Annotated in this window: 15 protein-coding genes; 4 read left to right on the forward strand and 11 right to left on the reverse strand. The window is 74.0% G+C overall.

The features are described 5' to 3' along the window. The first annotated feature begins 33 nt into the window (after positions 1-33). Positions 34-1704 carry a phosphoenolpyruvate--protein phosphotransferase gene (gene ptsP / locus QFZ64_RS06560; RefSeq protein ID WP_307063284.1) on the forward strand — a complete coding sequence of 557 codons (1671 nt, stop codon included), beginning with the start codon at positions 34-36 and terminating at the stop codon, positions 1702-1704. An 85-nt stretch (positions 1705-1789) separates the two neighbouring features. On the opposite strand, the gene QFZ64_RS06565 is transcribed toward ptsP, so the two are convergent. Continuing rightward, positions 1790-2680 (reverse strand): hypothetical protein, encoded by an 891-nt coding sequence (locus QFZ64_RS06565; protein WP_307071602.1) that lies wholly within the window; start codon positions 2678-2680, stop codon positions 1790-1792. Positions 2681-2871: 191 nt separating this feature from the next. Continuing rightward, complete coding sequence (locus QFZ64_RS06570) at positions 2872-4848, reverse strand: acetoacetate--CoA ligase (RefSeq protein ID WP_307063285.1); 1977 nt, start codon at positions 4846-4848, stop codon at positions 2872-2874. 231 nt (positions 4849-5079) lie between these two features. Between QFZ64_RS06570 and QFZ64_RS06575 the strand changes: the two genes are divergently transcribed. Beyond that, positions 5080-7467, forward strand: a complete 2388-nt coding sequence (locus QFZ64_RS06575) for a glycoside hydrolase family 31 protein (protein WP_307063287.1) — start codon at positions 5080-5082, stop codon at positions 7465-7467. Between the two features lie 46 nt (positions 7468-7513). On the opposite strand, the gene QFZ64_RS06580 is transcribed toward QFZ64_RS06575, so the two are convergent. Further along, positions 7514-8050, reverse strand: a complete 537-nt coding sequence (locus tag QFZ64_RS06580; RefSeq protein WP_307063289.1) for an NUDIX domain-containing protein — start codon at positions 8048-8050, stop codon at positions 7514-7516. A 126-nt stretch (positions 8051-8176) separates the two neighbouring features. Continuing rightward, complete coding sequence (locus tag QFZ64_RS06585) at positions 8177-8989, reverse strand: M15 family metallopeptidase (RefSeq protein WP_307063291.1); 813 nt, start codon at positions 8987-8989, stop codon at positions 8177-8179. 446 nt (positions 8990-9435) lie between these two features. Here QFZ64_RS06585 and glpK point away from each other — a divergent pair, with 446 nt between their 5' ends. Further along, on the forward strand, positions 9436-10959 hold the full coding sequence (glpK, locus tag QFZ64_RS06590) for a glycerol kinase GlpK (protein WP_307063293.1): 1524 nt from the start codon (positions 9436-9438) through the stop codon (positions 10957-10959). Positions 10960-11034: 75 nt separating this feature from the next. Here glpK and QFZ64_RS06595 read toward each other — a convergent pair whose 3' ends face one another. From QFZ64_RS06595 to QFZ64_RS06610, 4 genes are all read right to left on the reverse strand, one after another. Continuing rightward, positions 11035-11640, reverse strand: coding sequence for an ATP/GTP-binding protein (locus QFZ64_RS06595; RefSeq protein ID WP_307063294.1), 606 nt, complete (start codon positions 11638-11640; stop codon positions 11035-11037). Between the two features lie 96 nt (positions 11641-11736). Beyond that, positions 11737-12147 (reverse strand): DUF742 domain-containing protein, encoded by a 411-nt coding sequence (locus tag QFZ64_RS06600; RefSeq protein ID WP_307063296.1) that lies wholly within the window; start codon positions 12145-12147, stop codon positions 11737-11739. A 9-nt stretch (positions 12148-12156) separates the two neighbouring features. Then, positions 12157-12594: a roadblock/LC7 domain-containing protein gene (locus QFZ64_RS06605; protein ID WP_307063298.1), complete on the reverse strand. Its 438-nt coding sequence runs from the start codon at positions 12592-12594 to the stop codon at positions 12157-12159. Next, a complete protein-coding gene (locus QFZ64_RS06610; RefSeq protein WP_307063300.1) occupies positions 12591-15506 on the reverse strand; it encodes a nitrate- and nitrite sensing domain-containing protein in 2916 nt (971 codons plus the stop codon). The genes QFZ64_RS06605 and QFZ64_RS06610 overlap by 4 nt, the downstream gene beginning before the upstream one ends. Positions 15507-15933: 427 nt before the next feature. Between QFZ64_RS06610 and QFZ64_RS06615 the strand changes: the two genes are divergently transcribed. Further along, on the forward strand, positions 15934-16485 hold the full coding sequence (locus QFZ64_RS06615) for a hypothetical protein (RefSeq protein WP_307071603.1): 552 nt from the start codon (positions 15934-15936) through the stop codon (positions 16483-16485). A gap of 231 nt (positions 16486-16716) precedes the next feature. Here QFZ64_RS06615 and QFZ64_RS06620 read toward each other — a convergent pair whose 3' ends face one another. The 3 genes from QFZ64_RS06620 to QFZ64_RS06630 all read right to left on the reverse strand — a co-directional run bounded on the left by QFZ64_RS06620 (position 16717) and on the right by QFZ64_RS06630 (position 24205). Next, positions 16717-21531, reverse strand: a complete 4815-nt coding sequence (locus QFZ64_RS06620; protein WP_307063302.1) for a hypothetical protein — start codon at positions 21529-21531, stop codon at positions 16717-16719. A 114-nt stretch (positions 21532-21645) separates the two neighbouring features. Continuing rightward, entirely contained in the window at positions 21646-22536 is an 891-nt protein-coding gene (locus QFZ64_RS06625; RefSeq protein WP_307063303.1) for a hypothetical protein, read from the reverse strand. Between the two features lie 142 nt (positions 22537-22678). Continuing rightward, positions 22679-24205, reverse strand: a complete 1527-nt coding sequence (locus QFZ64_RS06630) for a hypothetical protein (RefSeq protein WP_307063305.1) — start codon at positions 24203-24205, stop codon at positions 22679-22681. Positions 24206-24430: the final 225 nt, after the last annotated feature.

A 24430-nucleotide genomic window follows, 5' to 3' on the forward strand; every position in this document is an offset into this window, starting at 1 on the left:
GGTGGACCCGCCGCACGAGCGGAGACGGGTGAGATGGAGACAACGCTGCGAGGCGTCGGTGTGAGCCACGGGGTGGCGATCGGCGAGGTACGGCATATGGGCACGGCGGTGCTGGAGCCGCCTGCCAAGCAGATACCGGTGGAAGAGGCGGAGCGCGAGCAGGGGCGCGCCCGTCAGGCCGTGGAGGCCGTCGCGGCGGATCTCAACGCGCGCGGCAATCTGGCGGGAGGCGACGCGCAGGCCGTGCTGGAGGCGCAGGCCATGATGGCGCAGGACCCCGAGCTGATGGCCGACGTGGAGCGCAGGATCGCCGTGGGCAGCACGGCCGAACGGGCCGTCTACGACGCCTTCGCCTCGTACCGTGCGCTGCTCGCCGGTGCGGGTGAGTACCTGGCGGGCCGGGTCGCCGACCTCGACGACGTGCGGAACCGGATCGTCGCGCGACTGCTGGGTGTGCCGATGCCGGGTGTTCCGGACAGTGACCAGCCGTATGTGCTGATCGCGCGGGATCTGGCGCCTGCCGACACCGCGCTGCTCGACCCCTCGCTGGTTCTCGGTTTTGTCACCGAGGAGGGCGGGCCGACCAGCCACAGTGCCATTCTGGCGCGTGCGCTGGGAGTGCCCGCCGTGGTGGCGCTGCCGGGCGCGGGCGAGCTCGCCGAGGGCACGATGATCGCCGTGGACGGCAGCACCGGTGAGATCTTCGTCGAGCCGGGCGAGGAGAAGAAGGCGCAATTGGAGGCCACGGCGGCCGAGCGGCGGGCGGCGCTGTCCGCCTCGACCGGGCCGGGTGCCACCTCCGACGGCCACAAGGTGCCGCTGCTCGCCAATGTGGGCGGGCCCGCGGATGTGCCGGCGGCGGTGGAGGCCGGGGCCGAGGGTGTCGGACTGTTCCGTACCGAGTTCCTCTTCCTGGACGACAGCGAGAACGCGCCGTCCGAGGAGAAGCAGGTGGAGGCCTACCGTCAGGTACTGGAGGCCTTCCCTGAGGGCCGGGTCGTGGTGCGGGTGCTGGATGCCGGTGCCGACAAGCCGTTGGACTTCCTGACCCCGGCGGACGAGCCGAACCCCGCGCTGGGCGTGCGGGGCCTGCGCACCCTGCTGGACCACCCCGAGGTGCTGCGCACCCAGCTCACCGCGCTGGCCAAGGCGGCCGAGGGCCTGCCGGTGCATCTCGAGGTCATGGCACCGATGGTCGCGGACCGCGCCGACGCCAAGGCGTTCGCCGACGCCTGTCGGGACGCCGGTCTGCGGGCCAAGTTCGGGGCGATGGTCGAGATCCCGTCGGCCGCGCTGCGGGCGCGGTCGATCCTCCAGGAGGTCGAGTTCCTCTCGCTGGGCACGAACGACCTGGCGCAGTACACGTTCGCGGCCGACCGGCAGGTGGGTGCCGTCTCCCGTTTGCAGGACCCGTGGCAGCCCGCGCTGCTCGACCTGGTCGCGCTGGCGGCCGAGGCGGCCCGGGCAGAGGGCAGGAGCTGCGGCGTCTGCGGTGAGGCCGCCTCCGATCCGCTGCTGGCGTGTGTGCTGACCGGTCTGGGCGTCACCTCCTTGTCGATGGGTGCGGCGTCGCTTCCCTATGTGCGGGCGGCGTTGTCGAAGCACACGCTGGCCCAGTGCGAGCGTGCGGCGTCGGCGGCGCGGGCGGCGGACAGCGCCGAGGAGGCGCGTGAGGCCGCCCGGGCGGTGCTGTCGGGCGAGTAGGCATGGCGGCACGGCGTGGCCGTGCGGAGTCGAGGGGCGCTTCACCCAAGGGTGGGGCGCCCCTCGCGCGTGCGGGGGCGGCGGGTCAGTGCGGGTGGCCGGGCCAGCCGGTGTCGCCGAGGTCGGGTGGTGCGCAGTAGTCGACGCCGGGCTCCGGGGAGAGGAGGTCGCCGGAGGCGGCGTCGGTGCAGTAGGCGTCGAAGACCTCCGCGGCGGTCAGCGGCGTCAGGCCGCCGGCGCGCAGGCGCCAGCCGTGGACCCTGTCGGGTCCGTCCGGGGTGCTGCCTCGTACGACGAGGCCGCCGGGGCTCCCGGTGGCGATGCCGAGGGCGAGCACGGTGGTGAATTCCAGGGCCTCGGTGTCGTCCGGCAGAGGGTCGCCGCCGGGACCCTCGTCGGTGCGGAGGACGGCGAGGAGGGGTTCGGGACGGGTGGCGACGCTGCAGACGAGGTGGCGTTCGCCGGCGGCCGGGGTGGCGAGGATGCGGGTGAGCAGGGCGGAGGCGTGGGCGAGGGCGGCGCGTCCGATGTCCTCGCCGCAGTCGGCGCAGGGGCCGAGGGCGGCCAGGGTGGTGGCGGCGTACTCCCAGGTGGCTTGGCGTACGGCCTCGTCGACGAGGTGCGGGACGAGGTCGGACAGAGGTTGGCCCTCGTAGGGGACGGCGGGGCCGGTCAGGGCGAGCCGGGCGGTGAAGCGGGTGCGGCTGGCCGGGGCGTCGGGGTCGAGGCCGAGTTCGGCGCAGTATTCGGCGTAGTCCTCGGGGTCGAAGAGGGCGACGGTGGTGTGGCTGCCCTGGTCGGCGAGGGTGCGGAGCAGGATCTCCGCCTGCTGGAGGTAGGTGGTGTGGTCGTCGAAGGCGAAGGTGCGGTAGCGGCGCATCGCGCCGAAGTCCTGCTCGTCGGCGAGCAGGCCGATGGTTCCGGCGATCTCGCGGCGCAGGACGCGTCGCATGGTCTCGCTGCGGGTGTCCCCCATGATGTCCCCCTGTGGTGCGCGGTACGGCGCGCCGGAGTGGCGCACCGTGAGCATGGTCGATCAATGCTCACTCACAGTAATGGGCGGCACTGACAATGCCCGTCGGCTGGGACGTTCACGCAGGTCGGGGCATGTGGGGGGCGGACGGCCGCGGTACTGCGGCCGTCCGGTCGGGGCTGTCCGGGGGGGCGTCAGGCGCGCTTGCGGGCCAGTTCCTCGTAGAAGTGCAGCAGGTCGAGGTTGTCGATCGAGCCGGGATTGACCGCCTTGTCCAGCGGGGTGCCCTGGAGGAGGCGTTTGACCGGGACTTCGATGCGCTTGCCGGTGAGGGTGTGCGGGACGCCGGGGACCTCGATGACCTCGTCGGGCACGTGGCGCGGTGAGAGCTGTTCCCGGATGGCCTTCTTGATGCGGTCGAGCAGGTGTTCGTCGAGCACCGCACCCGGGGCGAGGTGGACGAAGAGGGGCATCCAGTAGCCGCCGTCGGGCTGTTCGATGCCGAGGACGAGGGACTCCCGGATCTCCGGGAGGCGTTCGACCACTTCGTAGATGTCGGCCGAGCCCATGCGGACGCCCTGGCGGTTGAGCGTGGAGTCGGAGCGTCCGTGGATGATCACGGAGCCCCGGGAGGTGAGCGTGATCCAGTCGCCGTGGCGCCAGACGCCGGGGTAGACGGAGAAGTAGCTGTCGTGGTAGCGGCTGCCGTCGGGGTCGTTCCAGAAGCGGATGGGCATGGAGGGCATCGGGTTGGTGACGACGAGCTCGCCGACCTCGTCGACCAGGGGTTCGCCGTTCGGGTCCCAGGAGCGCAGGTCGGTCCCGAGGCAGGGGGCCTGGAGTTCGCCGATGTACACCGGCAGTGTGGGGACGGCCCCGGCGAAGCAGGAGCAGACGTCGGTGCCGCCGCTGACGGAGGCGATCCACAGGTCGGCGCCGCGGTCGGCGAACTCGTCGTGGAGCCAGCGGAAGCCGTCCGGCGGCAGGGGCGAGCCGGTGGTGGCGACGCACTTGACGCGGGAGAGGTCGTGGTCGCGCGCGGGGTGGGCGCCGGCCTTGCGGCAGGCCATGACGTAGGCGGCGGAGGTGCCGTACAGGGTGGCGCCGGTGCGCGCGGCGATCTGCCACTGGGCGTCGATGGCGGGGTGTCCGGGACTGCCGTCGTACATGACGATCGTGGTGCCGGTGAGCAGGCCGGAGACGAGGAAGTTCCACATCATCCAGCCGGTGGACGTGTACCAGAAGAAGACGTCCTCGGGGCCGAGGTCGCAGTGCAGGCCGAGTTGTTTGAGGTGTTCGACCAGGATGCCGCCCTGGGACTGGACGATCGCCTTGGGCAGTCCGGTGGTGCCCGAGGAGTAGAGCACCCACAGGGGGTGGTCGAAGGGGACCTGTTCGAATTCCGGTTCCACGTCGGCGGCGGTCAGGGCCGTCCAGTCGAGGGCGCCCTCGGGTGTGTCCGTGCCGAGGAGCGGGATGTGGACGACGGCGCGCAGGGTGGGCAGCTCGCGGCGGAGTTCGGCCACGGTGTCCCGGCGGTCGTGCTCCTTGCCGCCGTAGCGGTAGCCGTCGACGGTGAACAGGACGACGGGTTCGACCTGCTGGAAGCGGTCCAGGACGCTGCGGGCGCCGAAGTCGGGAGCGCAGGAGGTCCAGACGGCGCCGACGGCGGCGCTGGCGAGGAGGGCGACGGCGGCCTGCGGGATGTTGGGCAGGTAGCCGCTGACGCGGTCGCCGGGGCGTACGCCGAGGGCGCGGAGTTCGGCGGCGAGGGAGCCGACCTGGCGGCGCAGTTCGGCCCAGGTGACCGGGCGGGGCTCATGGCTCTCGTCGACGGCGAGGACGGCCGGTTCGTCCGGGCGGGTGGCGGCGGCGCGCAGGGCGTGCTCGGCGTAGTTCAGCCGGGCTCCGGGGAACCACTGGGCGCCGGGCATGGCGCGGTCGCCCAGCACGCGCGCGTAGGGCGTGCTGAACCGTACGTCGAACCACTCGGTGACGGCCTTCCAGAAGGTCTCGGGTTCGGCCACGGACCAGCGGTGCAGGGCTGGGTAGCCGCCGTCGGCGGGCGCCCGGTGGTGGGTGGCCGCCCAGGACTGGAAGGCGGTGATGCGGGCCTGTTCGATGCGGTCCTCGTCGGGCCGCCAGAGCGGCGAGGGGTGCGCTGAGGTCATGGGGCGGCTCCCGGGCTGTGCGCGTCGTGTGCGCGGTCGTGCACGGGTGGGGTGCGCGGCACGCGGTGACAGGGACGATGCCATGTGATCGACTTCCGCACCAGGGTGCGCCTCGGACGCGCATCAGGGTGCGCCTCGGACCGTCGGCCACGTGAACATGTGACTCCCCTGCTGGTGAACGGCAGTTGAACGACTTCGATGTGCGGCGCCGGTGATGGCAGGGTGAGCAGCATGGACGGTCGTGACCTGGTGCGTTCGGTGAGGGTGTTCGGTTCGGGGGGTGCGGCGCAGGGGTTGCGTACGGTGCGGGCGGCGTGGTCGAGGAGACGTGCGGACGCCGTCGGGCTGCCGCCGCGGGGGGCGGAGCGGGCCCGGGTGCCGGGTGCGGTGCGGGAGGCGGAGCCGGGTCCCGGGGGCGGGGTGATCCGGTTCGCGCGTTCGGAGCTGCGGGTGGCGGTGGCGCGGGACGGGGCGGTGTTCTGGGGCTGGGACGGGGTCGGCCCGGAGCCGTCGTACGCGCTGGCGGGAGGCTGTCCCGAGCCGGATCCGAGGGCGGTGCTCGAGCCGGACAAGGACGGCGGCTGGCGGGTGGTGGCGGAGCGGGTCACGGTCGTGGTGTCGCGCACCGGTGCCGTCGAGGTGTGCACGCCGGGCGGGGTGACGCTGCGGCGGGACCTGCCGCCCCGCTGGTGGGAGCCGGTCGGCGGCGGTCCGGCGCGCTGGACGCAGCGCGCGGAGACGGCGCCGGACGCCCGGTTCTTCGGGCTCGGGGCAAGGGCGGACGGGCCCCGGCTGCGGGGCGGGACGTACCGGCTGTGGAACACGGGGCCGGGGCGGCGGCTCCTGCCCGGTGACGAGGGGCCCTACCTGGCGATGCCGGTGCAGCTCGTGGTGGCCGACGCGGGCACGCATCTGGTCTTCCACGACTCGCCCTGGGACGGGGTGGTGACGCTGGCGGAGGGCGCGGAGGGTGCCGGTTCGGGGCACGACCGGCCCGCGACCTGCGAGCTGCGCATGGAGGGGGGCCCTCTGCGCTGCTGGGTGGTGGTGGGCTCCCCCGAACGCGTGCTGCGCGTCTGGGCGTCGCTCACGGGCGGGTCGGCGCTGCCGCCGGCCTGGGCGCTGGGGCACCAGCTCGCGCCCGACGACCGCGGCGACGAACAGGAGGTGCGGCGGCTCGTGGCGGAGTACCAGGGGCACGGTCTGCCGCTGGACGCCGTGCACCTCGGCGTCGGGCACGCCGACCGGAACCGGGTGTTCACCGTCGACCGGAAGCGGTTCCCGAAGCTGCCGGTGCTGGCCGAGGAGCTGCGCCGGGACGGCATCCGCCTGGTGTCCTTCGTCGACCCCGCGGTGCGGGCCGAGCCGGGGTACGCGGTCTTCGACGGCGGCGGTGCCGAGGACGTGTTCGTGCGGGGCGCCTCGGGGCGGCGCGTGGAGGGGCTCGCGCGGTCCGGGACGGCGGTGTACCCGGACTTCACGGACGCGCGGGTGCGTGCGTGGTGGGGCGCGCACTACGAGGAGCGCCTCGGGGAGGGTTTCACGGGGTTCTGGCACGAGATGGACGAGCCGGTGGCGTTCGCGGCCTTCGGGGACAACACGTTGCCCCGGTCGGCCCGGCACGCGCTGGAGGGCCGCGGCGGCGACCACCGGGAGGCCCACAACGTGTACGCACTGTGCATGGCGCGGGCGGCCCACGAGTCGTTGCGGACGCTGGCGCCCGGGGAGCGGCCCTTCGTGGTGTCGCGGTCGGGCTGGGCGGGGTCGCAGCGCCACGGGGGCGTCTGGGCCGGCGAGGTACCGGCCGGCTGGCCCGGGCTGCGGGCGTCGTTGTCGCTGGTGCTGGGGCTCGGACTGTCCGGGGTGCCGTATGCCGGGCCGGACGCGGGCGGTCACGCCGGCGACCCGTCCCCCGAGCTGTCCCTGCGCCGGCTGCAGCTCCACGCGTACCTGCCACTGTTCCGCACGCGCTCCGGAGCGGGGGGCGAGCCGTGGGAGCGGGGGGCGGCGGTGCGGGAGCACGTGCGCGCGGCGCTGCTCGAACGCCGTCGGCTGCTGCCGTACTTCATGACGCTGGCGCACCTTTCCCGCCGTACCGGTGCCCCGTACGTGCGCCCCCTGTGGTGGGGCGCGCCGCAGGACCGGGAACTGCGCGACTGCGAGGACGCGTTCCTGCTCGGTGACTGTCTCCTGGTGGCGCCGGTGCTGGAGCCCGGCCGGGACCGGCGTACGGTGCGGCTGCCCCGGGGGCGCTGGTACGACACGGCGACGGGGCGGGCGTACGAGGGGCCGGGGAGGGCCGTGGTGGAGGCTCCCCTGTCGCGGATCCCCGTGCTGGCGCGCGCGGGCGCGGTGCTGCCGGTGCGGGGCGCGGACGGGGGTGTGGAGCTGGAGGTCTGGGCGCCGGGGCGCGGGCGGACCGGGGGCGGTGTGGTCGCGCGGGATCTGGGTGAGGGCCGGGATGTGAGTGACTGCCGGGACGCTGATGACGGCCGGGACGCGACGGTGATCGAGCGGTACGTGGCACGGCGGCAGGGCGGGCGGGTCGTCGTACGGCCGCATGGGGCGGAGGGGGAACCGCCGTATCCGGTGCGGGTGCGGGGGTTGTTCGGTTCATGACGGGGCGGGGCGGTTCGGCGTACCGGTTCTCAGCGCTCGGGCCGGGTCAGATGTAGCGGCCCTCGAACCAGGCACGGGCGGCCAGGGTATGCAGCGGGAACGCCAGTTCGGTCGGGCGGCGCAGGAGTTGCCGGCCCTCCGTCTCGTCGGTGCGGGTGAAGGACGGCAGGTCGGCGGCCGGGCGTTCGGGCAGGAGCCCGAAGAGCAGCAGGTGGCCGTCGGGTGAGCTCATCGCGTCGGCGAGCCGCACCTCGCGCTCGGCCGCCTCGATGCCGGTCTCCTCCTTGAGCTCCCGGACGACGGCGTGCCGCCAGTCCTCCCTGTGGTCGACGAAGCCGCCGGGCAGGGCGGTGCCGCCCCGGGCCGGCGGGATGGTGCGGGTGATGACGACCAGGCCGGTGCCCCGGGTGTCGTACGCGGGCTGGAGCGCCACCGCGACGGGCAGCGGGTTGCGGTACGCCACGGTGCCGCAGGCGGCGCAGGTGCGCGGCCGTCCGGGGAGGCCCTCCGGGTAGGCCGTGCCGCAGCTCGCGCAGTGGGAGTCCGGTACCGGGGCGACGGACGGGCGGTGGGATGCGGACACGCCGCGGACTGTAGCCGATCACCGGGCGGACGTCAGCGGTCCGGACGACTGCGTTCGGACGTCCGCGGTTCGGCGTGCGCGGTCCGGACGCCCCGATCTCGGCCGGGGCGTCCGGAGGGCCGTGGCTCAGCGCGGTCCGGGAAGGGAGGCGCGGGAGACCGGGAAGTCGAAGTAGGTGTCGGGGTACGGCTCCGGCTGGTACGTGTAGTGCCACCACTCCTCGGCGAGGTTGACGAAGCCGAGGCCCTCCAGGGTGCTCTTCAGCAACTGGCGGCGGGCACGCGGGGCGCCGGTGACACGGGGGTCGTCGGTGTGGGCGAGGGTGTCGAAGCAGTCGTAGCCGGTGCCCATGTCCACGGAGTTGTCGGGGAAGCGCTCCCCCTTGGGGGCGTAGCAGGGCACCAGGGGCTCTCCGGGCACATAGGGGCGCGTCGGCTTCGCCGGGAGTTCCACGAGAGTGAGGTCCATGGTGGAGCCGCGGCTGTGGCCGGACTTCTCGGCGATGTAGCCGTCCAGGAACAGTCTCGATTTGTCGACCTGGGGGTAGAACTCCGCCTTCATCCGCTGGTCGTCGAGGTCCTTCGCCCAGCGGACGAAGTGGTCCACGGCCCGCTGCGGCCGGTAGCAGTCGTACACCTTGAGCGTATAGCCCTGTCGGCGCAGGCGGTTCTGGGCGCGGTGCAGGGCTTCGGCGGCGGGACGGGTGAGGAGGCACAGGGGCTGCCGGTAGCCGTCGATCGGCTCGCCGACGAAGTTGTGCGGGGCGGCGTAGCGGATCTCCTCGAGGATCGTCGGGTCGACGCTGTCCAATGCGACGAAGTCGGCCGGGGCCTGGGGTTCGGGGGTCGCCCGGGCGGGGGCGGTGGTGGTGCCGAGGGTCAGCAGCGCGGTCAGGGCGGCGGTCACGAGGGCGCGGACCGTACGCGGGAGAGGTGTCATGCACCCTGCGTCTACCAGATCTCCGGGCCCGGGCGGGCGGACGGCGAAGGGATGGCCGGAACCACCCCCGTCGGTCCCGGCCATCCCTCGCGCTATCTCGGACGCCGCCGGGGCGCGCATGGTTCTCCCGCGTGCCGATGGTTTCGGCGGAGGCCGAAAATCCGCGTCCCGCCGGGCCGCCGGGGTGCCGGGCCGCCGACGCCGTGCCGCCGCGCGTCGTGGGGCGCGGCCGGCGCGAGGGGCGGAATCACGGGCGACGACCCCAGAATGGTCATGTGCGTTTTCACCCGCTTTCGCGCGATGCGTTCGACCGTTCCGTCGTTCTCGTCCATCGCCTTGACGCCCCAGGAGCACCGGTGAACACTTCCGGAAGGCAGTCGGCCCGCCGCGCGACCTCGGACCCGCATCTTTCGCATCTCCCGAACCGAGCGACCAAGGGGTAAGTCATGCCGGACACCGCCCACACGTACGTCGCCGCGATCGACCAGGGCACGACGTCGAGCCGCTGCATCGTCTTCGACGGTGACGGTGCGATCGTCGCCGTCGATCAGCGCGAGCACCGTCAGATCTTTCCCCGGCCCGGCTGGGTGGAGCACGACGCCACCGAGATCTGGTCCAAGGTGCAGGCCGTGGTGGCGGGCGCGCTCGCCAAGGCGGGCCTGCGCGCCGACCAGCTCAGTGCCCTCGGCATCACCAATCAGCGCGAGACGACGCTGCTCTGGGACCGCGCCACCGGGAAACCGGTGCACAACGCGATCGTCTGGCAGGACACCCGGACCGCCGCGCTCTGCGACGAACTGGGCGGCGCGGACGGGCAGGACCGGTTCCGCGAGCAGACCGGGCTCCCCCTGGCCAGCTACTTCTCCGGCCCCAAGGCGGCCTGGCTGCTCGACAACGTGCCGGGACTGCGGGCCCGGGCCGAGCGGGGCGAGATCGCGTTCGGGACCATGGACTCCTGGCTGATCTGGAACCTCACCGGCGGCCCCGACGGCGGACGGCACGTCACCGACGTCACCAACGCCTGCCGCACCATGCTGATGGACCTGCGGACCCTCCAGTGGGACCCCGCGATCTGTGCCGCCATGAACGTGCCCGAGGCGATGCTCCCGGAGATCCGGTCCTCCTCAGAGGTGTACGGCACCGCGGTGGGCCAGCTCGCCGGCGTCCCGGTCGCCTCGGCGCTGGGCGACCAGCAGGCCGCCGTCTTCGGTCAGGCCTGCTACGACGTCGGCAGCGCCAAGAACACGTACGGCACCGGCAGCTTCCTGCTGCTCAATACCGGTGAGCGGCCCGTGCCGTCGAAGAACGGCCTGTTGACCACCATGGGGTACAAGATCGGCGACGAGGCACCCGTCTACTGTCTGGAGGGGTCCATCGCGATCACCGGCGCGCTGGTGCAGTGGTTCCGCGACCAGCTCGGGATCATCCGCAGTGCCGACGAGATCGAGTCGCTCGCGGCGAGCGTGGAGGACAACGGCGGCGCGTACATCGTGCCCGCGTTCTCCGGCCTGTTCGCCCCGTACTGGCGTTCGGACGCACGCGGAGTGGTCACCGGACTGACCCGCTACGTGACCAAGGCGCACCTCGCGCGGGCGGTCCTGGAGGCGACGAGCTGGCAGACCCGCGAGGTCGTGGACGCGATGTACCAGGACTCCGGGGTGCGGATCAACACCCTGAAGGTGGACGGCGGCATGACCGCCAACAACCTGCTCATGCAGCACCAGGCGGACGTGCTCGACGTGCCCGTGATCCGCCCCAGAATCTCCGAGACGACCTGTCTGGGCGCCGCGTACGCGGCCGGGCTGGCGACCGGGGTGTGGAACGGCCTGGACGAGCTCAAGACTCACTGGGCCAAGGACGCCGAGTGGACGCCGAGCATGGAGGAGTCGGTGCGGGACCGCGAGTACCGCAACTGGCGCAGGGCGGTGGAGAAGAGCTTCGGCTGGGAGGAGCGGGGCGGCGGGGGCTGACCCCAGGCGGCGGGCACGCGGGCACGGGGCAGCCGTGGAACCGCCCCCTGCCCGGGGTCCCGGACGGTGACCGCCTCAGACGGTGACCGCCCGGCGGCGGTTCGCGGCCTGCGCCATCGCGTGCGCCACGACCTCCACGAGGACCTCCTTGACCGACTCCCGCTCCCTGGCGTCGCACAGCACCACGGGCACCGCGGGGTCGAGGTCGAGTGCCTGCCGCACGGTCTGGGCCGGATAGCGGGCGGCCCCGTCGAAGCAGTTGACGCCCACGACGAAGGGGATGGAGCGCCGCTCGAAGTAGTCGACCGCGGCGAAGCAGTCCTCCAGACGGCGGGTGTCGGCGAGGACGACCGCGCCCAGCGCGCCGGTGGCGAGCTCGTCCCAGAGGAACCAGAAGCGGTCCTGCCCCGGCGTACCGAACAGGTACAGCACCAGGTTCTCGCGGAGCGTGATGCGGCCGAAGTCCATGGCGACGGTGGTGGTGTTCTTGCCCTCCACGCCGCGCAGGTCGTCGACGGGGCGGCCCGCCTCGGTGAGAAATTCCTCGGTGCGCAGCGGTCTGATCTCGCTGACCGCGCCGACCAGGGTGGTCTTGCCCGCCCCGAAGCCGCCGGCCACGAGGATCTTGAGCGTGACGGGGTCGACCGGCGGCGTACCGCGTTCAGGACGCCCGGGCTTCATCGCTTGTCTCTCCTGCTCGTTCGATCGGTAACGACGGGGCACTGGACGACGGGGCACTGGACGACGCGGGCCCCTGGACGACGGCCTGTGCGCGCCTCACAGCGCCCTCAGGCCGTTGATCACGTCGCGCAGAATGCTTTCGTCAACCAGCTCTGCCGCCGGGACGGGCCGTGACACGTGGACGAGGCCCTCGTCCACGAGGTCGCCGATCAGGACCCGTACGACCCCGATCGGCAGGTCGAGCCCGGCGGCGAGTTCCGCGACCGACTGGGGGGTGTCGCGGCACAGCGCGACGATCTCCATGTGCTCCGGGGACAGCGACTCCGCCCCGGCGTCGTCGGCGTCGGGCTCCGCGAGCACCAGTGCGATCAGATCGAGGCGGTGCTGGCCGGCGTGACTGGTGCGCCCGCGGGTCATGGCATACGGGCGGACCACCGGTCCGGCGTCGTCGTCGAACCAGTGACCGTTTTCCTGTCCCTGTGCGGGTCCCTGTCCCTCGGGGTTCATGCCCTGTCACTACCCACCGGCGGGAAGATCGGTGCGTGGGGCGGTGCCCAGGTGCGTGCCGACCCGCTTGACCAGCAGCGTCATCTCGTACGCGACCTGCCCCATGTCCGCGTCGGCGTCCGCCAGGACGGCCAGACAGCTGCCGTCGCCGGCGGCCGTGACGAACAGGAACGCCTCGTCGAGTTCGACCACGGTCTGGCGGACGCTGCCGACCTCGAAGTGGCGGCCGACGCCCTTGGCGAGGCTGTGGAACCCGGAGGCGACGGCGGCCAGGTGCTCGCTGTCCTCGCGGCTCAGGTCCGTGGACGTCCCGGTGGGCAGGCCGTCGCCGGAGAGCACGATCGCCTTGCGGATGCTGGCGACCCTGTCGACCAGGTCGTCGAGGAGCCAGTTGAGCTCGCCCGTCGTGCCGGTCCGGTTGGCGCCTGCGTCCTTCGGTGCGGTCATCGACCGTCCCCCTCTGTCGTTCCTGGTGCTGAGCCGTCCGGTCCCTCGTCACCGGCGGCGTTCTCGTGGCGGCCGCGCTGCCAGCCCCGCTGGAGCGAGGCCATCCGGCTGCGGACCTCGTCCGCGTCACGATCGGCGGGATCCGCCGCGTGCGTGCCGCCGGGCCGGGTGTCGGGGCCCTGCCTCAACTGCGGGGCGAGGCTGGCCTGGCGTACGCGCCGGGGCAGCGGGCCCGCACCCGATTCTGCCTGGCCGGTCGCGGGGCCGATGCGGGGGGTGGGGTCCGGGGTCCCGGGCGTCGGGTCGGCGGCGCCGGATCCGGGCGCCCACCGGTCGGCGCGGGGGCGGCCGGTGTCGCCCCGGTCGCCCCGGTAACTCCCGTCGCTGCGGTAGGTGCCGTCGCTGCGGTCGCCGCGGACGAGTGAGGTGTTCCGCCGGTCGGTGTCCCGCCCGTCGGTGCGGCGTCGGCCGGTCCCGGACCGGTCGTCGTGCGGTCGGTTCTCGTCCGGTCGATCCTCGTGCGGCCGGTCGTCGTGCATGCGCCCGGCGTCCGTGGCGTCGCCGTGTACGCGGGCCTCGGAGGGTTCCTGGTCCCAGCCCCCGCGCCGTGCGCGGTTGTCCGGCACGGGGCGGCCGTGCGAGCTGACCAGCTTGGGGGTGTGGCGCCGGGGCAGCGGTACGGGGCCGTCGGAACGCGTGGGGTCCCCGTGTGCGGTGGGCTCGTCGCGGGCGTCACGCGTTTCGCGGGTGTGCTGCTCGTCGGGCACGCCGGTGAGGGACCTGCGGGGGCCGAACAGTCCGCGGTGCCCGTCCTCCCCGGCCAGGACGTCGGGGAAGCCGGCGAGCGCGTCCAGGTCGACGGGGGCCTCGAGTTCGACGGGTCCGTCCAGGACCGGGGTCGGCAGGCCGGGCGGGTCGCCGGGCACCCGGCCGAGCGCGGAGTCGCGGCCCGCCCCGCCCCTGGCCTTCTTGCCGGACAGCCGGTCCAGGCGGAAGCCGGTGCCGTTGGTGTCCGGAATGTCGTCGGTGAGCAAGGTGTCGGGGATGAGGACGACCGCGGTGATCCCGCCGTACGGCGACGGCTGGAGCGAGACGCGGATGTTCTGCCGCTGGGCGAGCCGGCTGACGACGAACAGGCCGAGCCGGTCGGTGTCGGAGAGCTCGAACTCCGGTGTCTCGGCGAGACGGAGGTTGGCGTCCAGGAGGGCCTCGGCGGCCATGCCCAGGCCGCGGTCGTGGATCTCCAGGGTGAAGCCGTTGGGGACGCGTTCACCGATCACCTGGACCGCGGTGTGCGGGGGCGAGAACACGGTGGCGTTCTCGAGGAGTTCGGCCACGAGGTGGGTGAGGTCGGCCACGGCCGGGCCGGTGACGGCGACCCGGGGCAGCCGGCGGACCTCTATGCGCTCGTAGTCCTCGACCTCGGCGACGGCGGCGCGCACGACGTCCATGAGCTGGATGGGCTTGCGCCACTGCCGGGAGGGCGCGGCGCCGGAGAGGATGACGAGGCCCTCGGCGTGGCGGCGCATGCGCGTGGTGAGGTGGTCGAGGCGGAACAGGTCGGCGAGTTCGTCGGTGTCCTCGGTCCGGCGCTCCATGGTGTCGAGCAGGGTGAGCTGCTTGTGCAGCAGGACCTGGCTGCGCCGGGCGAGGTTGACGAACACCTCGGAGATCCCGGCGCGCAGTTCGGCCTGCCTGACGGCGCCCTCGACGGCCGCGCGCTGGAGGGTGTTGAGGGCCTGCCCGACCTCGCCGATCTCGTTCTTCTCGAATTCCAGGCGCGGCACCTCGGTCTCGACGTCGACCTGTTCGCCCGCCGAGAGCCGGCGCAGGACGCCGGGCAGCCGGACGCCCGACGCCTCGTGGGCCTCCTGGCGCAGCCGGCGCAGGTCGCGGACGAGACCGCTGCCGACGCGGACGGAGAGCACGACGGAGAACACCAGGGCGATCAGGCCGAGGACGCCCACGACGGCGGCCTCGGTGATGGTGCCCACAGCGGCCGGGTGGACCCGGTCCTGGTAACGGTCGGCCGCCGCGTCGTCGAGCGCGGCGAGCCGGTCGAGCACATGCCCGCCGAGGGAGTCCCAGCTCTTGGCGGTGACACCGGGGGGCATCTCGTCGGGGTCCGTGTTCTGGACGAACTTCTCGGCCTCGCGCAGCGAAGCGGTGGGGGCGCCCTGCCAGAAGTTGTCGTAGCGGTCGCGTTCCTCGGCCGGCAGCTGGTCCGTGCTGACCTCGTACACGGCCCCGCGCTGGGCGATCAGCTCGGAGATGTCCCGCAGTTCGGTACGGGTGACCCGGCCGGTGACGAGGGCCGAGCCGAGCAGCGCGTCCTCGCGGGAGAACAGTTCGCGGGCGCGGGCGGCGTTGACGAGGGCGCGGTACTGCTTGTCCAGCTCCGTGGTGTCGACGACGTCGAGGGTGGCGAGCAGGGCGTAACAGGGGTCGACCACGCGGTTGTAGAGGTCGAGGGCCCGGGCCCGGGTGAGGTTGCTGCCGTCGACGCTCTCGCGCACGGAGTCGACGCTCCGGAAGCCGTCGAGCACGGTGGTGAGGTCGGCGGAGTCGTCCCGGTCGAGCGCGTCGCGCACCTTCGAGGTCTTGACGTTGCCGCGCAGTGTGGCCAGGGCGTCGTCCGTGGCGATCCGGGTACGGCGCAGCGCGCCCAGGGCGTCGGAGGCGCGGGGGTCGGCGAGGTAGATGAGGGTCTGCCGCCGCTCCTGCTCCAGGGCACGGACGGCGTCCTCGGTGGGGTAGGCGATCTTCTCGACGACGGAGGAGACGTGGAACAGTTGGAGGACTTCGCGGCCCATGAGGACCGAGGCGTAGCCCCAGACGGCGGTCAGGGCCAGCAGAGGCACCAGGAGCAGTGCCACGATCTTCCGGCGGATGGACTTCCCGCGAAAGCGCATGGCCTCCCCCAGCCGGCCCCTCGCCGATCGGGGGCACACATGTGCGTCAACAAACGGCGTGAGCCTACTACTGCCGAGGGAAGAACTCGAAGCTTCACAGGTGTGCCCGGGGCTTGAAAGGGGAAAGCGACGGAGGGAGTTGTCCGCCCATAGAGGTCATGCCCGGACATGCGTGTCCGGGCTTTCGGTGGCCGGCGCTCCGCATGTCCGGAGGCAGAGATCGGCGAGTTGGCCGAAATTTTGGCTTCCGAGGGAATCTTCACGGAATCTGGATCGTCTTCTTCTACAGGGAAATCGGGGCGGAACCGGCCAGGGCTGTCGTATGCCGCACTCAGGCGGCTTATATCTGTGCAAGCCGGGCAGCAGCTGGGAAACGGTGTCGGCCGACACCGTGGGGCGGCCGGGCGGCAGCGGGGAGGACGAGTTGATGGGGACGGCGGAGCGGAGCGAGGCTCCCGCGAGCGGGGCCGTCGGTCCTCCGGGGCTCGACGAGGGCGACCTCGCGTTCGAGGGCGAGCGGGAGTTCGCGTTCGACGACGAGGAGGGTGAGCGGGGGGCCTGCGCGGAGGGTGAGCGGGAAGTGTACGCGCGGCGCGCGCCGTTGTGGGTCGAGGAGCCGGCGAAGCGCCGCAGGCTGCCGGATCCGGTGAGGACGGCGGCCGTGCGGGCGGTACTGCTCATCGCGGTGACGCTGGTCCAGGCGGTCACGGCGTTCCTGTGCACGCTGGCCGGGTCCTGGCTGGCCTTCCCGATGGTGTTGAGCAGCGTGGTCAGCACGGTCGTGGCGACCTGGGGCGTGCTCGACGTGTGGGTGACCCGGCAGGTGTGGAAGCAGCGTCACGGCGTGGTGTCCACGCCGAGCGCGGCAGCCCGGGCGCTGCGCCGCGAGCGGCGCCGGGTGCGGCGCCAGGAGCGGTCCGCGGAGCGGGCGCAGGAGCGCATACGCCGGCGGGGCGCGGGCCGGTTGTCGCACCCCTGACGACGGCGACGTCGCGGCGGCACCACGGCGGCGCCAAAGGACCGACGCGCTCCCGCCCCTTTTCGCGGGGCGACGGGCGTTCCCCCGCCTGCGCCTGTCACGGAGCGACTGCGTTCTGCCGTCCCGCGCCCTTCGCAGGGCGCGACGGGCGGGACGCGGAGGGGCAGGAGGCCAGGGCCTGCTCTCGATTCCTTCCGGGCGGACGACGGGAATTGAGAGACAGGCCCTGTCTCAGGCGCGCGGGGTCTCCTGCGCGGGGCGTCTGAACATCCGGGTGGCCGTGATCTCGCTGTGGACCGCCTCGTCCGCCCGGGTCGGCCGGGGCAGTCCCGGGCGGAGGTGCTCCTCGACGCTGATGTACTTCAGCCCCGCCCTGAGGTCGGCGTCGTTGCGCAGCCGGATCACCAGGGGGAACTCGGCGAGCGCGGTCGTGTCGAACAGGCCGGTGGTGTACAGCAGTTGCACGCCGAGCGCATCGGAGACGGCCCGCTGGAGCTCCAGCAGATACGTGGCGTTGGCGCGGCCGATGGGGTTGTCGAGGAACAGGGTGCCGGCGTGCCGGTGCTTGTCGCGGCCCCGGTCGTTGGAGCGCAGCGCGGCCATCGTGCAGTAGAGGGCGATGGCGGCGGTGAGGAGCTGGCCGCCGGAGAACACGTCCCCCATCTGTCCGACGGGCACGCGCTCGGCGCGCAGCACCGCGTCCGGCTTGAGGATCTCCACGGCGATGCCCTTGGGGCGCAGGGCGGCGGCGACCCCGCGCAGCAGCAGGGACATGCCGTCCCGGCGCAGGTCCGCGTTCTTCTTGACGGCGGCGCGGGTCGCCTCGTCGATAACCTCGCCCAGCCGTTCGGTAAGGGTGGCCTGGTCGGGTTCCTCGAAGCGGATGCGGAGGAACTCCTGTCCGGACCACTCGCCGAGCCCTTCGGGCAGCCGGGACAGACGTTGGGCGGAGCGCAGGGTGGCGAGCGCGGACTCCACCAGCCCGCGCAGCCGGTCCACGATGGAGTCACGGTTGCGTTCGAGCTGCGCGAGTTCGTCGGTGAGGACGCGCAGCCGGGGAGCGAACGCCTCCTTCCAGCGCCGGGCGTGCTCCGGCAGCGCGGAGGCGGGCAGTTCGCGGATCTGCTGCCGGGCCGGGGTGCGGACCTGTTCGTACCGGGTGGAGTTGGCGTGCCGGACGAGGATGTCGCTCGCCTCGCGGACGGCGCTCTCGGCGGCGGACAGGTCGGCGGCACAGCCGCGCAGTGAGCGGCGGGCCTCGGCGGCGGAGTGCCGGGCCTCCTCCAGAGTGCCCGGGTAGGGCTCGGGTTCGGTCTGCTCCTCGTCGGCGGTGTGCTCGCGCAGCAGGTCGCGGAGCATCGCGGCGATCTCGTCGAAGCCGCCGGCCGCGTCCTCGGCGGCCCGGTGGGCGTCGAGGAGCTCGGCGTGGGTGTCCCGCGCCCCGGTCAGTTCCTCGGTGCGGACGGCGAGTTCGGTGGTGGCGGTGCGCAGCAGTGCCTGGGCGTGCTCTGCGTCGCGGGGGACGAGGTCGCCGGGCAGGTCGGTGTGCGCCTCCCCGTCGTCGGGAGCGAGCCGTTCGGCCTCGCCGCGCAGCCGGCCGAGTTGCTCGCTGGCGGTGGACATCCGGGTCTCGAGGAGTTGCACGAGTTCCTCGGCGCGGGCGGCGGCGGCCTGACGGGAAGGCCCGTCGGCGCCGTCCGGGGCGGCCAGGAGCTGCTCGGCGCGGGTGCGCACCTTGTTGGTGAGCCGGTCCAGTTCCCGGCGGGCGGCGGATTCCTCGCTCTCGGCCCGTGCCTGCTCGGCCCGCAGATCGGCGCCGACACCGACCTTCTCGTACAGCTGGGAGGCGGCCCGGTAGGCCTCGCGCAGCGCGGGGAGCGACGACGTCGGCGCGGCACGGTCGTCCTCCGGCACATCGTCGGGGGCGCCGGCGATCTCGGCCCGCTCGGCGCGCAGGGTGCGGGCCGTGCGGCGGGCGTCGTCGGCGGCGCGCTGGGCGGCGCGCCGGTCCTCGTCTGCGGCGCGGGCGCGGTCCAGGCAGGACTGGGCGCGGGCCTCGCACTCGACGGCGACGTCGGCGAGTTCGCGGAGGCCGGCCTGCCAGCCGGCGCGTTCACGCAGCCGGAAGGCGAGTCCGGCGAGCGCGTCGGCGGCGCGCCGGGCCCGCTGCGCGCCCTCCTGACGTTCGTCACGTACGGCGGTGGCCTCCGCGGCGGCCTCGTCGGCCTCGGCGCGGGCGGTGCGGGCCTCGGCGAGTTCGGCCTCGGCCTCCTCGGCGAACGCGCGGGCCTCGGCGGCGGCCGCGGCGAGTTCGGTGAGGCGTCCGGCCGGGCAGCCGGTGCGCCAGGACGCGAGCCGGGCCGCCAGTTCGCGGTCCTTGCCGAGGCGGGCGGCGAGCGCCCGGATCTCCTCGTCGCGTCCGGTCGCGCGGGCGCGCAGCGCCTGGCGTTCCTCGTCGGCGGCGTGCTCGTCGTGCATGGCGGGGTTCGGCGGGACGAGGAACACCTCGCCCTCCCCCGTCGCGTCCGGTGCCGGGGTCGGGGCGAGCAGGGCGGCGGCGGTGCCGACGGCGACGGCGGAACGGGGCAGCAGCGCGGCCTCGCCGAGCGCCTCGCGGGCACGGGCGTGCGAGGCGGGGTCGGTGATGATGACGCCGTCGACGAGTTCGGGCCGGGCGGCGAGCACGCGCGCGTGGTCGGCGGGGTCGACCGCCTGGGCCAGGTAGCGCCAGCCGGGCAGAGCCGGGATGCCGTGTTCGCCGAGGAACTCCACGGTGGCCAGCACGTCGGGGCCGGGCGGCAGCAGTCCGCCGTCGCCGAGGGCGCCGAGGATGCGGGCGTCGTCGGCGGCGGCGGTCCGCAGGTCGAAGAGTTGGCGTTCGGCGGAGGAGACGGCGTCGTCGAGGAGTTCCCGCAGTTCGTCGGCGAAGTGGTCGAGCTGCTCGGGGGTGAGGGGTCGGTCGGGGACGGCGCCGGAGACGGAACCCGGCACGGACGCGGCGTCGGCGTGGGCGTCTTCGGAGGTGTGTCCGGTGCCGGTGGCCGCGGCCTCGCGGCGGGCCGGGCGGTCGGCGCCTTCGGCGCCGGTGCGGTCGCCGGACGGGTCCTCGGTCCCCGTCCTGGGGCCGGGCACGCCCACCCGTGCCGCTCCGGACGGGCCGGTCGCCGCCCCCGTCCGGCCGGTCGCCGCTCCCGTCGAGGCTCCCGGCAGACCGAGCAGTTCCGCGAGACGTTCCTCCGTCGCCAGGGACTCGGCGAGCCGGCGTTCTGCCTCGTGGGCGCGCGTGGCGGCTGTCGCCGCGTCGGCCGAGCGGGCGGCGGTCAGTTCCGCGCGGGACTCGGCCGAGGCCGCCTCCCGCGCCAGTTCCGTGGCCCTGTGGGCCGCCTCGCGGGCGGTGTCCCAGGCCGCGACCGCGTTCTTCTCGGCGTCGCTGGCCGTGAGCGCGGCGCGGGCCGGGTCGGCGTCGGGGGCGCTGTCGTCGAGCCAGCCCGCGCGCACGGCCTCGGCCGTCTCCTGCTCGACCTCGGTCAGCCGCTGGCGCAGGTGCCCGGCCTCGCTGCGGGCGCGCTGCGCCTCGGTGGCCGCCGCGGTGGCGTCCCGGTGGGCCGCCTCGCCCGTCTCCTGGAGGGCGGCCGAGCGCTCCTCCTCCTCGTTGGCGAGGGCCTCGGCGTCGTCGGCCGCCGACCGCAGCGCCCGTACGAGGTCGACGGCCGCCTTGGCGCGGGCGGCGAGCGCGGGTGCCGCGTCCCGTTCGGCCTCGCGGATGGCGACGGCCACGCGCGCGGAGCGGTCACCGGCGGCCCGGTGGCGCAGCACGACCTCGGCGGCCTGCCATGCGGAGTGCAGGGTGCGCGCGTCGGCCAGCTCGCGCTTCTGCGCGGCCGCCGCCTTCTCGGCGCCCGCCAGGGCCAGCGAGGCGTGCCGGTAGGCGAGTTCGGCGGCGACCAGGGCGGCCCGCTCGCGGGCGCCCTCGGCGTGGGTGACGGCGTGGGCGGCGGCGGTGACGCGCTGGGCGAGGTCGGCGGCGCGCGCCCGCTCCCGCACGCCCCGCGCGGACAGCCGCCGGGCGAGCGTGCGGGTGCGCCGTTCGGCGCCCGCGTGGATGTCGCGGGCGCGGGCGCGCGTCTCGGCGGCCTCGACGATGCGGCCGAGCAGGTCCACCGAGCCAGCGGTGAAGTCGCGTTCGGCGATCAGTTCGGCGCGCCGGCCCAGCTTGTTGCCGAAGCCGCTGACCAGGTCCGCGAGTCCGTCGGTGTCCCGGGTGTCGGTGACGGCGCGCAGCAGCAGGTCGGTGAAGTCGGCGTCCTTCTTGACCGCGAACAGGCCGGCGGCCTCGCCCTCGTCGGCGTTCATCTCCCGCTGGTAGCGGAAGAGTTCGGGGTCGAGGCCGAGGTCGGTGAGGTGTTCGTTCCAGCGGTCGTGGATCTCCTCCCAGTGGACCTCCAGGTGCGGGTACGCCTTGCCCGCGTCCGTGAGCGCGTCCCGGAAGCCCTTCATCGTGCGCCGCCGCCCGTGGGCGCCCGAGACGCCCTCGACGGGGGGCCGCACGGCGGTGGACTCGGCGACCGGCAGATTGTCCAGGGTGAGTCCGGGGCCGGGCCGGAAGGAGTACCAGGCCTCGGCGAACTTGCGCGGGTCGCCCGAGACCTGGCGGCCGCGCCACTCGCTGGCCTTGCCGACCACGACGCACTCGCCGGTCAGCGTGTGCTGCCACTCCAGGGCCACGTGCCCGCAGTCGTCGGCCAGCAGGAACTTGCGCAGCACGCCGGAGCTGGCGCCGCCCAGGGTGTTGCGGTGGCCCGGCAGCATCACGGAGAAGATCAGCTTGAGCAGTACGGACTTGCCGCCGCCGTTCTCCAGGAAGAGCACGCCGGCCGGCGCGGGCCGGCGCGGCGGGCCGACCGGTTCCTCCTCGAAGAATTCCGCCTGCGTGGGCGCGGGGTCGGGCACGGGCTCGCCGACGCCCCGCAGGTCCAGCACGGTGTCGGCGTAGCGCGCGCCGGCCGGCCCGATGGAGTAGAGGCGGACCCGGGACAGTTCGTACATCGTCTGGCTCTCGTCAGTCTTCGGTCTTCGGCGGATCGGGATGCCGCGGTGCTCGGCGTGCTGCGGTGCCAGGCCGGGCGGCGGTTCTGGACGGTGCGGGGTGCCGCGGTGCGGTCATGGCTGCGGGGAGTGGAACGGCAGTCCGGCGTCGGCCACCAGTTCCAGGTCGTCGGCGTCGTCGGCGGGCAGCAGGGTCGGCGTGCCGTCGGTCACCGGGACGACGCCGAGCTCCAGCAGTTCGGCCATGGCGGCACTGCCGGCCATGTCGCGGACCTGGAGCTGGTAGCGGGCGGTGGTGCGGTAGGTGCCGCCGCCGTCGTCGCCGGTGCGCTGCAGGAAGCCGGAGTCGGTGAGGAAGGCGACGGCCTTGCCGATGATGCCGGTGGTGGAGCCGGCCAGTCTGCGCGCGTCCTTGGTGGCGCCGGTGGCGCTGCGCCGCACCCAGATACGCCAGGCGGCCTCGAGTCCGGGTGCGTCGGTCGCCGGGTCGGTGTTCTCGCCCCGCGTGGCCGCCTGTTCCTCCAGACGGCGGCAGGCCTGGCGGACGAAGGCGTCGACGCCGTTGACCGTGACCCGGCCGATGTAGCCGTCGTCGGCGAGGTCCTCGGGGCGGGGGAAGGCGAGGGCGGCGACGGCGAGATGGGCGAGGCCGTGCAGGAAGCGGTCGCCCGCGTCGGCGGACGCGCGGCGGGCGTAGTCGCCCATGCGGACGGCGAAGACGGAGTCCTCGGCGGCGGTCACGGCCATGCCCGCGCGCGGGGAGACCTCCAGCACCACGAGGCCGAGCCCGGCGGCCACGGCGTCGGCGAGCCGGGCGAAGTGCGGGTCCTCCCGGTGGCGGCGGAGCAGTTCGGCGTACTCCTGGTCGCGGGCGGGCTGCAGTCTGGGCTGCAGTCCGAAGGCGACGAGTCGCGCGGCGTCGGCGGCGTCGGCGGGCGTGACGCCACCGTTCGCCGGTGGCGCGGCGACGGCCTCCGGCTCACTCCACTCGACGGACTCACTCACGGTCGGGGCTCCTTGGTGCGGGGGGTGGGGGTTGCGGGCACACGGGTCGACCGGCGGCGTACGCCGGGGACCGTGCCACGGCGACGGACCGTGGCGGCCGGGCGGGCGGTTCGCCGGGCGGGGGTGCTGTCGTGTCGGGGGGTCACGCGGTCTCCGCGCGGGCCGTCGCCATCGCCGCCGCGTCCAGCAGGGCCGTGCCGACGATGAGGTCGGCGCCGCCGAACTCCCGGTCGTCGAGCTGCGTGCCGTCGTCCACCGCGAACAGCAGTCTCTCCTCGCCCTGACGGTAGGCGGTGCCGACCGGCGGGCTGGCCGCGTGCACCGCCAGCAGGGCGACGAGGTAGGGGAGGTCGGGGTCGCGGCGCCGGGCCTCCGCGAGCAGGCCGGAGAGCCGGCGGGGCGCGTCGGCGGGCAGGTCGAGCAGTTCCGTCGCGGCGGCGAGCTGCTCCTCGCTGAAGCGGCTGTCGTCCGGGGTGGCGATGAGGTCCGGCTCGGGCATCTCGACGCCGAGATGTTCGCGCTCCACGGGCGGCGTCAGCAGCAGCTCGACGAGATCCCCGACGCGTACCGAGGCGGGGGTGCGCAGTCCCGTGCCACGGGCGAAGAACGCGTCGGTGACGCGGACGGACCGCTCCAGCGGCAGCGGCAGGAGCGGGGCGAGCAGGTGTCCGTACAGGTCCGTGCCGGACGCCGCCGTGACCGGGGCGAACGCCTGGCGATCCTGTTCGGCGCGGAACAGCGGGCCGGCCTCCAGCAGCCGGGACTGGAGCTGGGTGTGGCGGCGGATGCAGTCCTTGACGATGTCGACGAGCTCGGCGGCGCGCCGCTTGTTCTCGGGGTCCTCGGACTCGTCGCGTGCCCGGCGGATGTTGGTGAGGATCGCGTTCTCGTGGCGGTAGCGGTCGGCGACGTGGTCGAGGGCCTCGGCGATCAGGTCGGGGACCGCGTTCAGCCAGTCCACCGCCCGTACGTTGCGCCGCGTCGCCTCCAGGGCGCGGCGCAGCGTCTCAGCGTACTGCACGGTGCGGTAGCGGGCCTGTTCGGCGGCGAGCTGGGCGTCGGCGAGCCGGCCCCGGCTGACGAGCACCTCCAGTTTGACCTCGGCGGCGATCTGCGCGCTGGTGACGTCCGTGTCGAGGGCGCCCACCAGGACGTTGACCGCCTCGTCGGTCGTGCGCAGATAGACGCCTCCGCCGTAGCCGGGGACCTCCTCGACGAGCTTGAAGTCGTAGTCCCGGCGCACGTACGTGCCGTCCGGGGCGAACGTGCCGTAGACCGCGCGGAAGCCGCGGTCCACGCTGCCGACGTTGATCAGGTTCTCCAGGACCCAGCGGGCCACCCGCTCGTGCTCGGCGGCCGGGCGCCGTGGGGCCTGGGCGGCGATGCGAGGGAGGAGGCGGGAGACGATCTGTTCCTGGTCGGCGCCCGTGTCGAAGTCCATGTGGAGGGTGACCAGGTCGATGGCGGCGAGGGCGACCTCCGCCATGCCGTACACGGAGTACTCACCGGCGAGATTGGCCTTGCGGGCGTCCAGGTCGTGCAGGGGCGCGGTGCACGCGAGCGCGCGCAGGCGGCGGGCCAGGCCCTCGTCGGCGGCCGGCCCCGGGGCGGGGCGTGGGCCCGCGCTGAGCTGGGGCGGAACGCGGTCCGTCGGTACGGGGGAAGTCACGGTGCACAGACTAGGTCCTCGGTCTGACAACGGGCCAAACGGTACGGAGGGCCGCGTTCGCGGCGGGGTACTCGGCGCGGGGGCTGCGGTGCGGGGGCGCGGGGCTGCGGCGCGGGGTGCGCCGGGTTCCGGCTGCCGTCGGGGGCTTGGCCGAGGCCGCTTTTTCTCGCCCCGGCGGGGCCCCAGCCCTTCCCGCCCGCCCTCCAGGGGCTGCGCCCCTCCGGC

The sequence above is a fragment of the Streptomyces sp. B3I8 genome (assembly GCF_030816915.1).
In the GTDB taxonomy this organism is placed as follows: domain Bacteria; phylum Actinomycetota; class Actinomycetes; order Streptomycetales; family Streptomycetaceae; genus Streptomyces.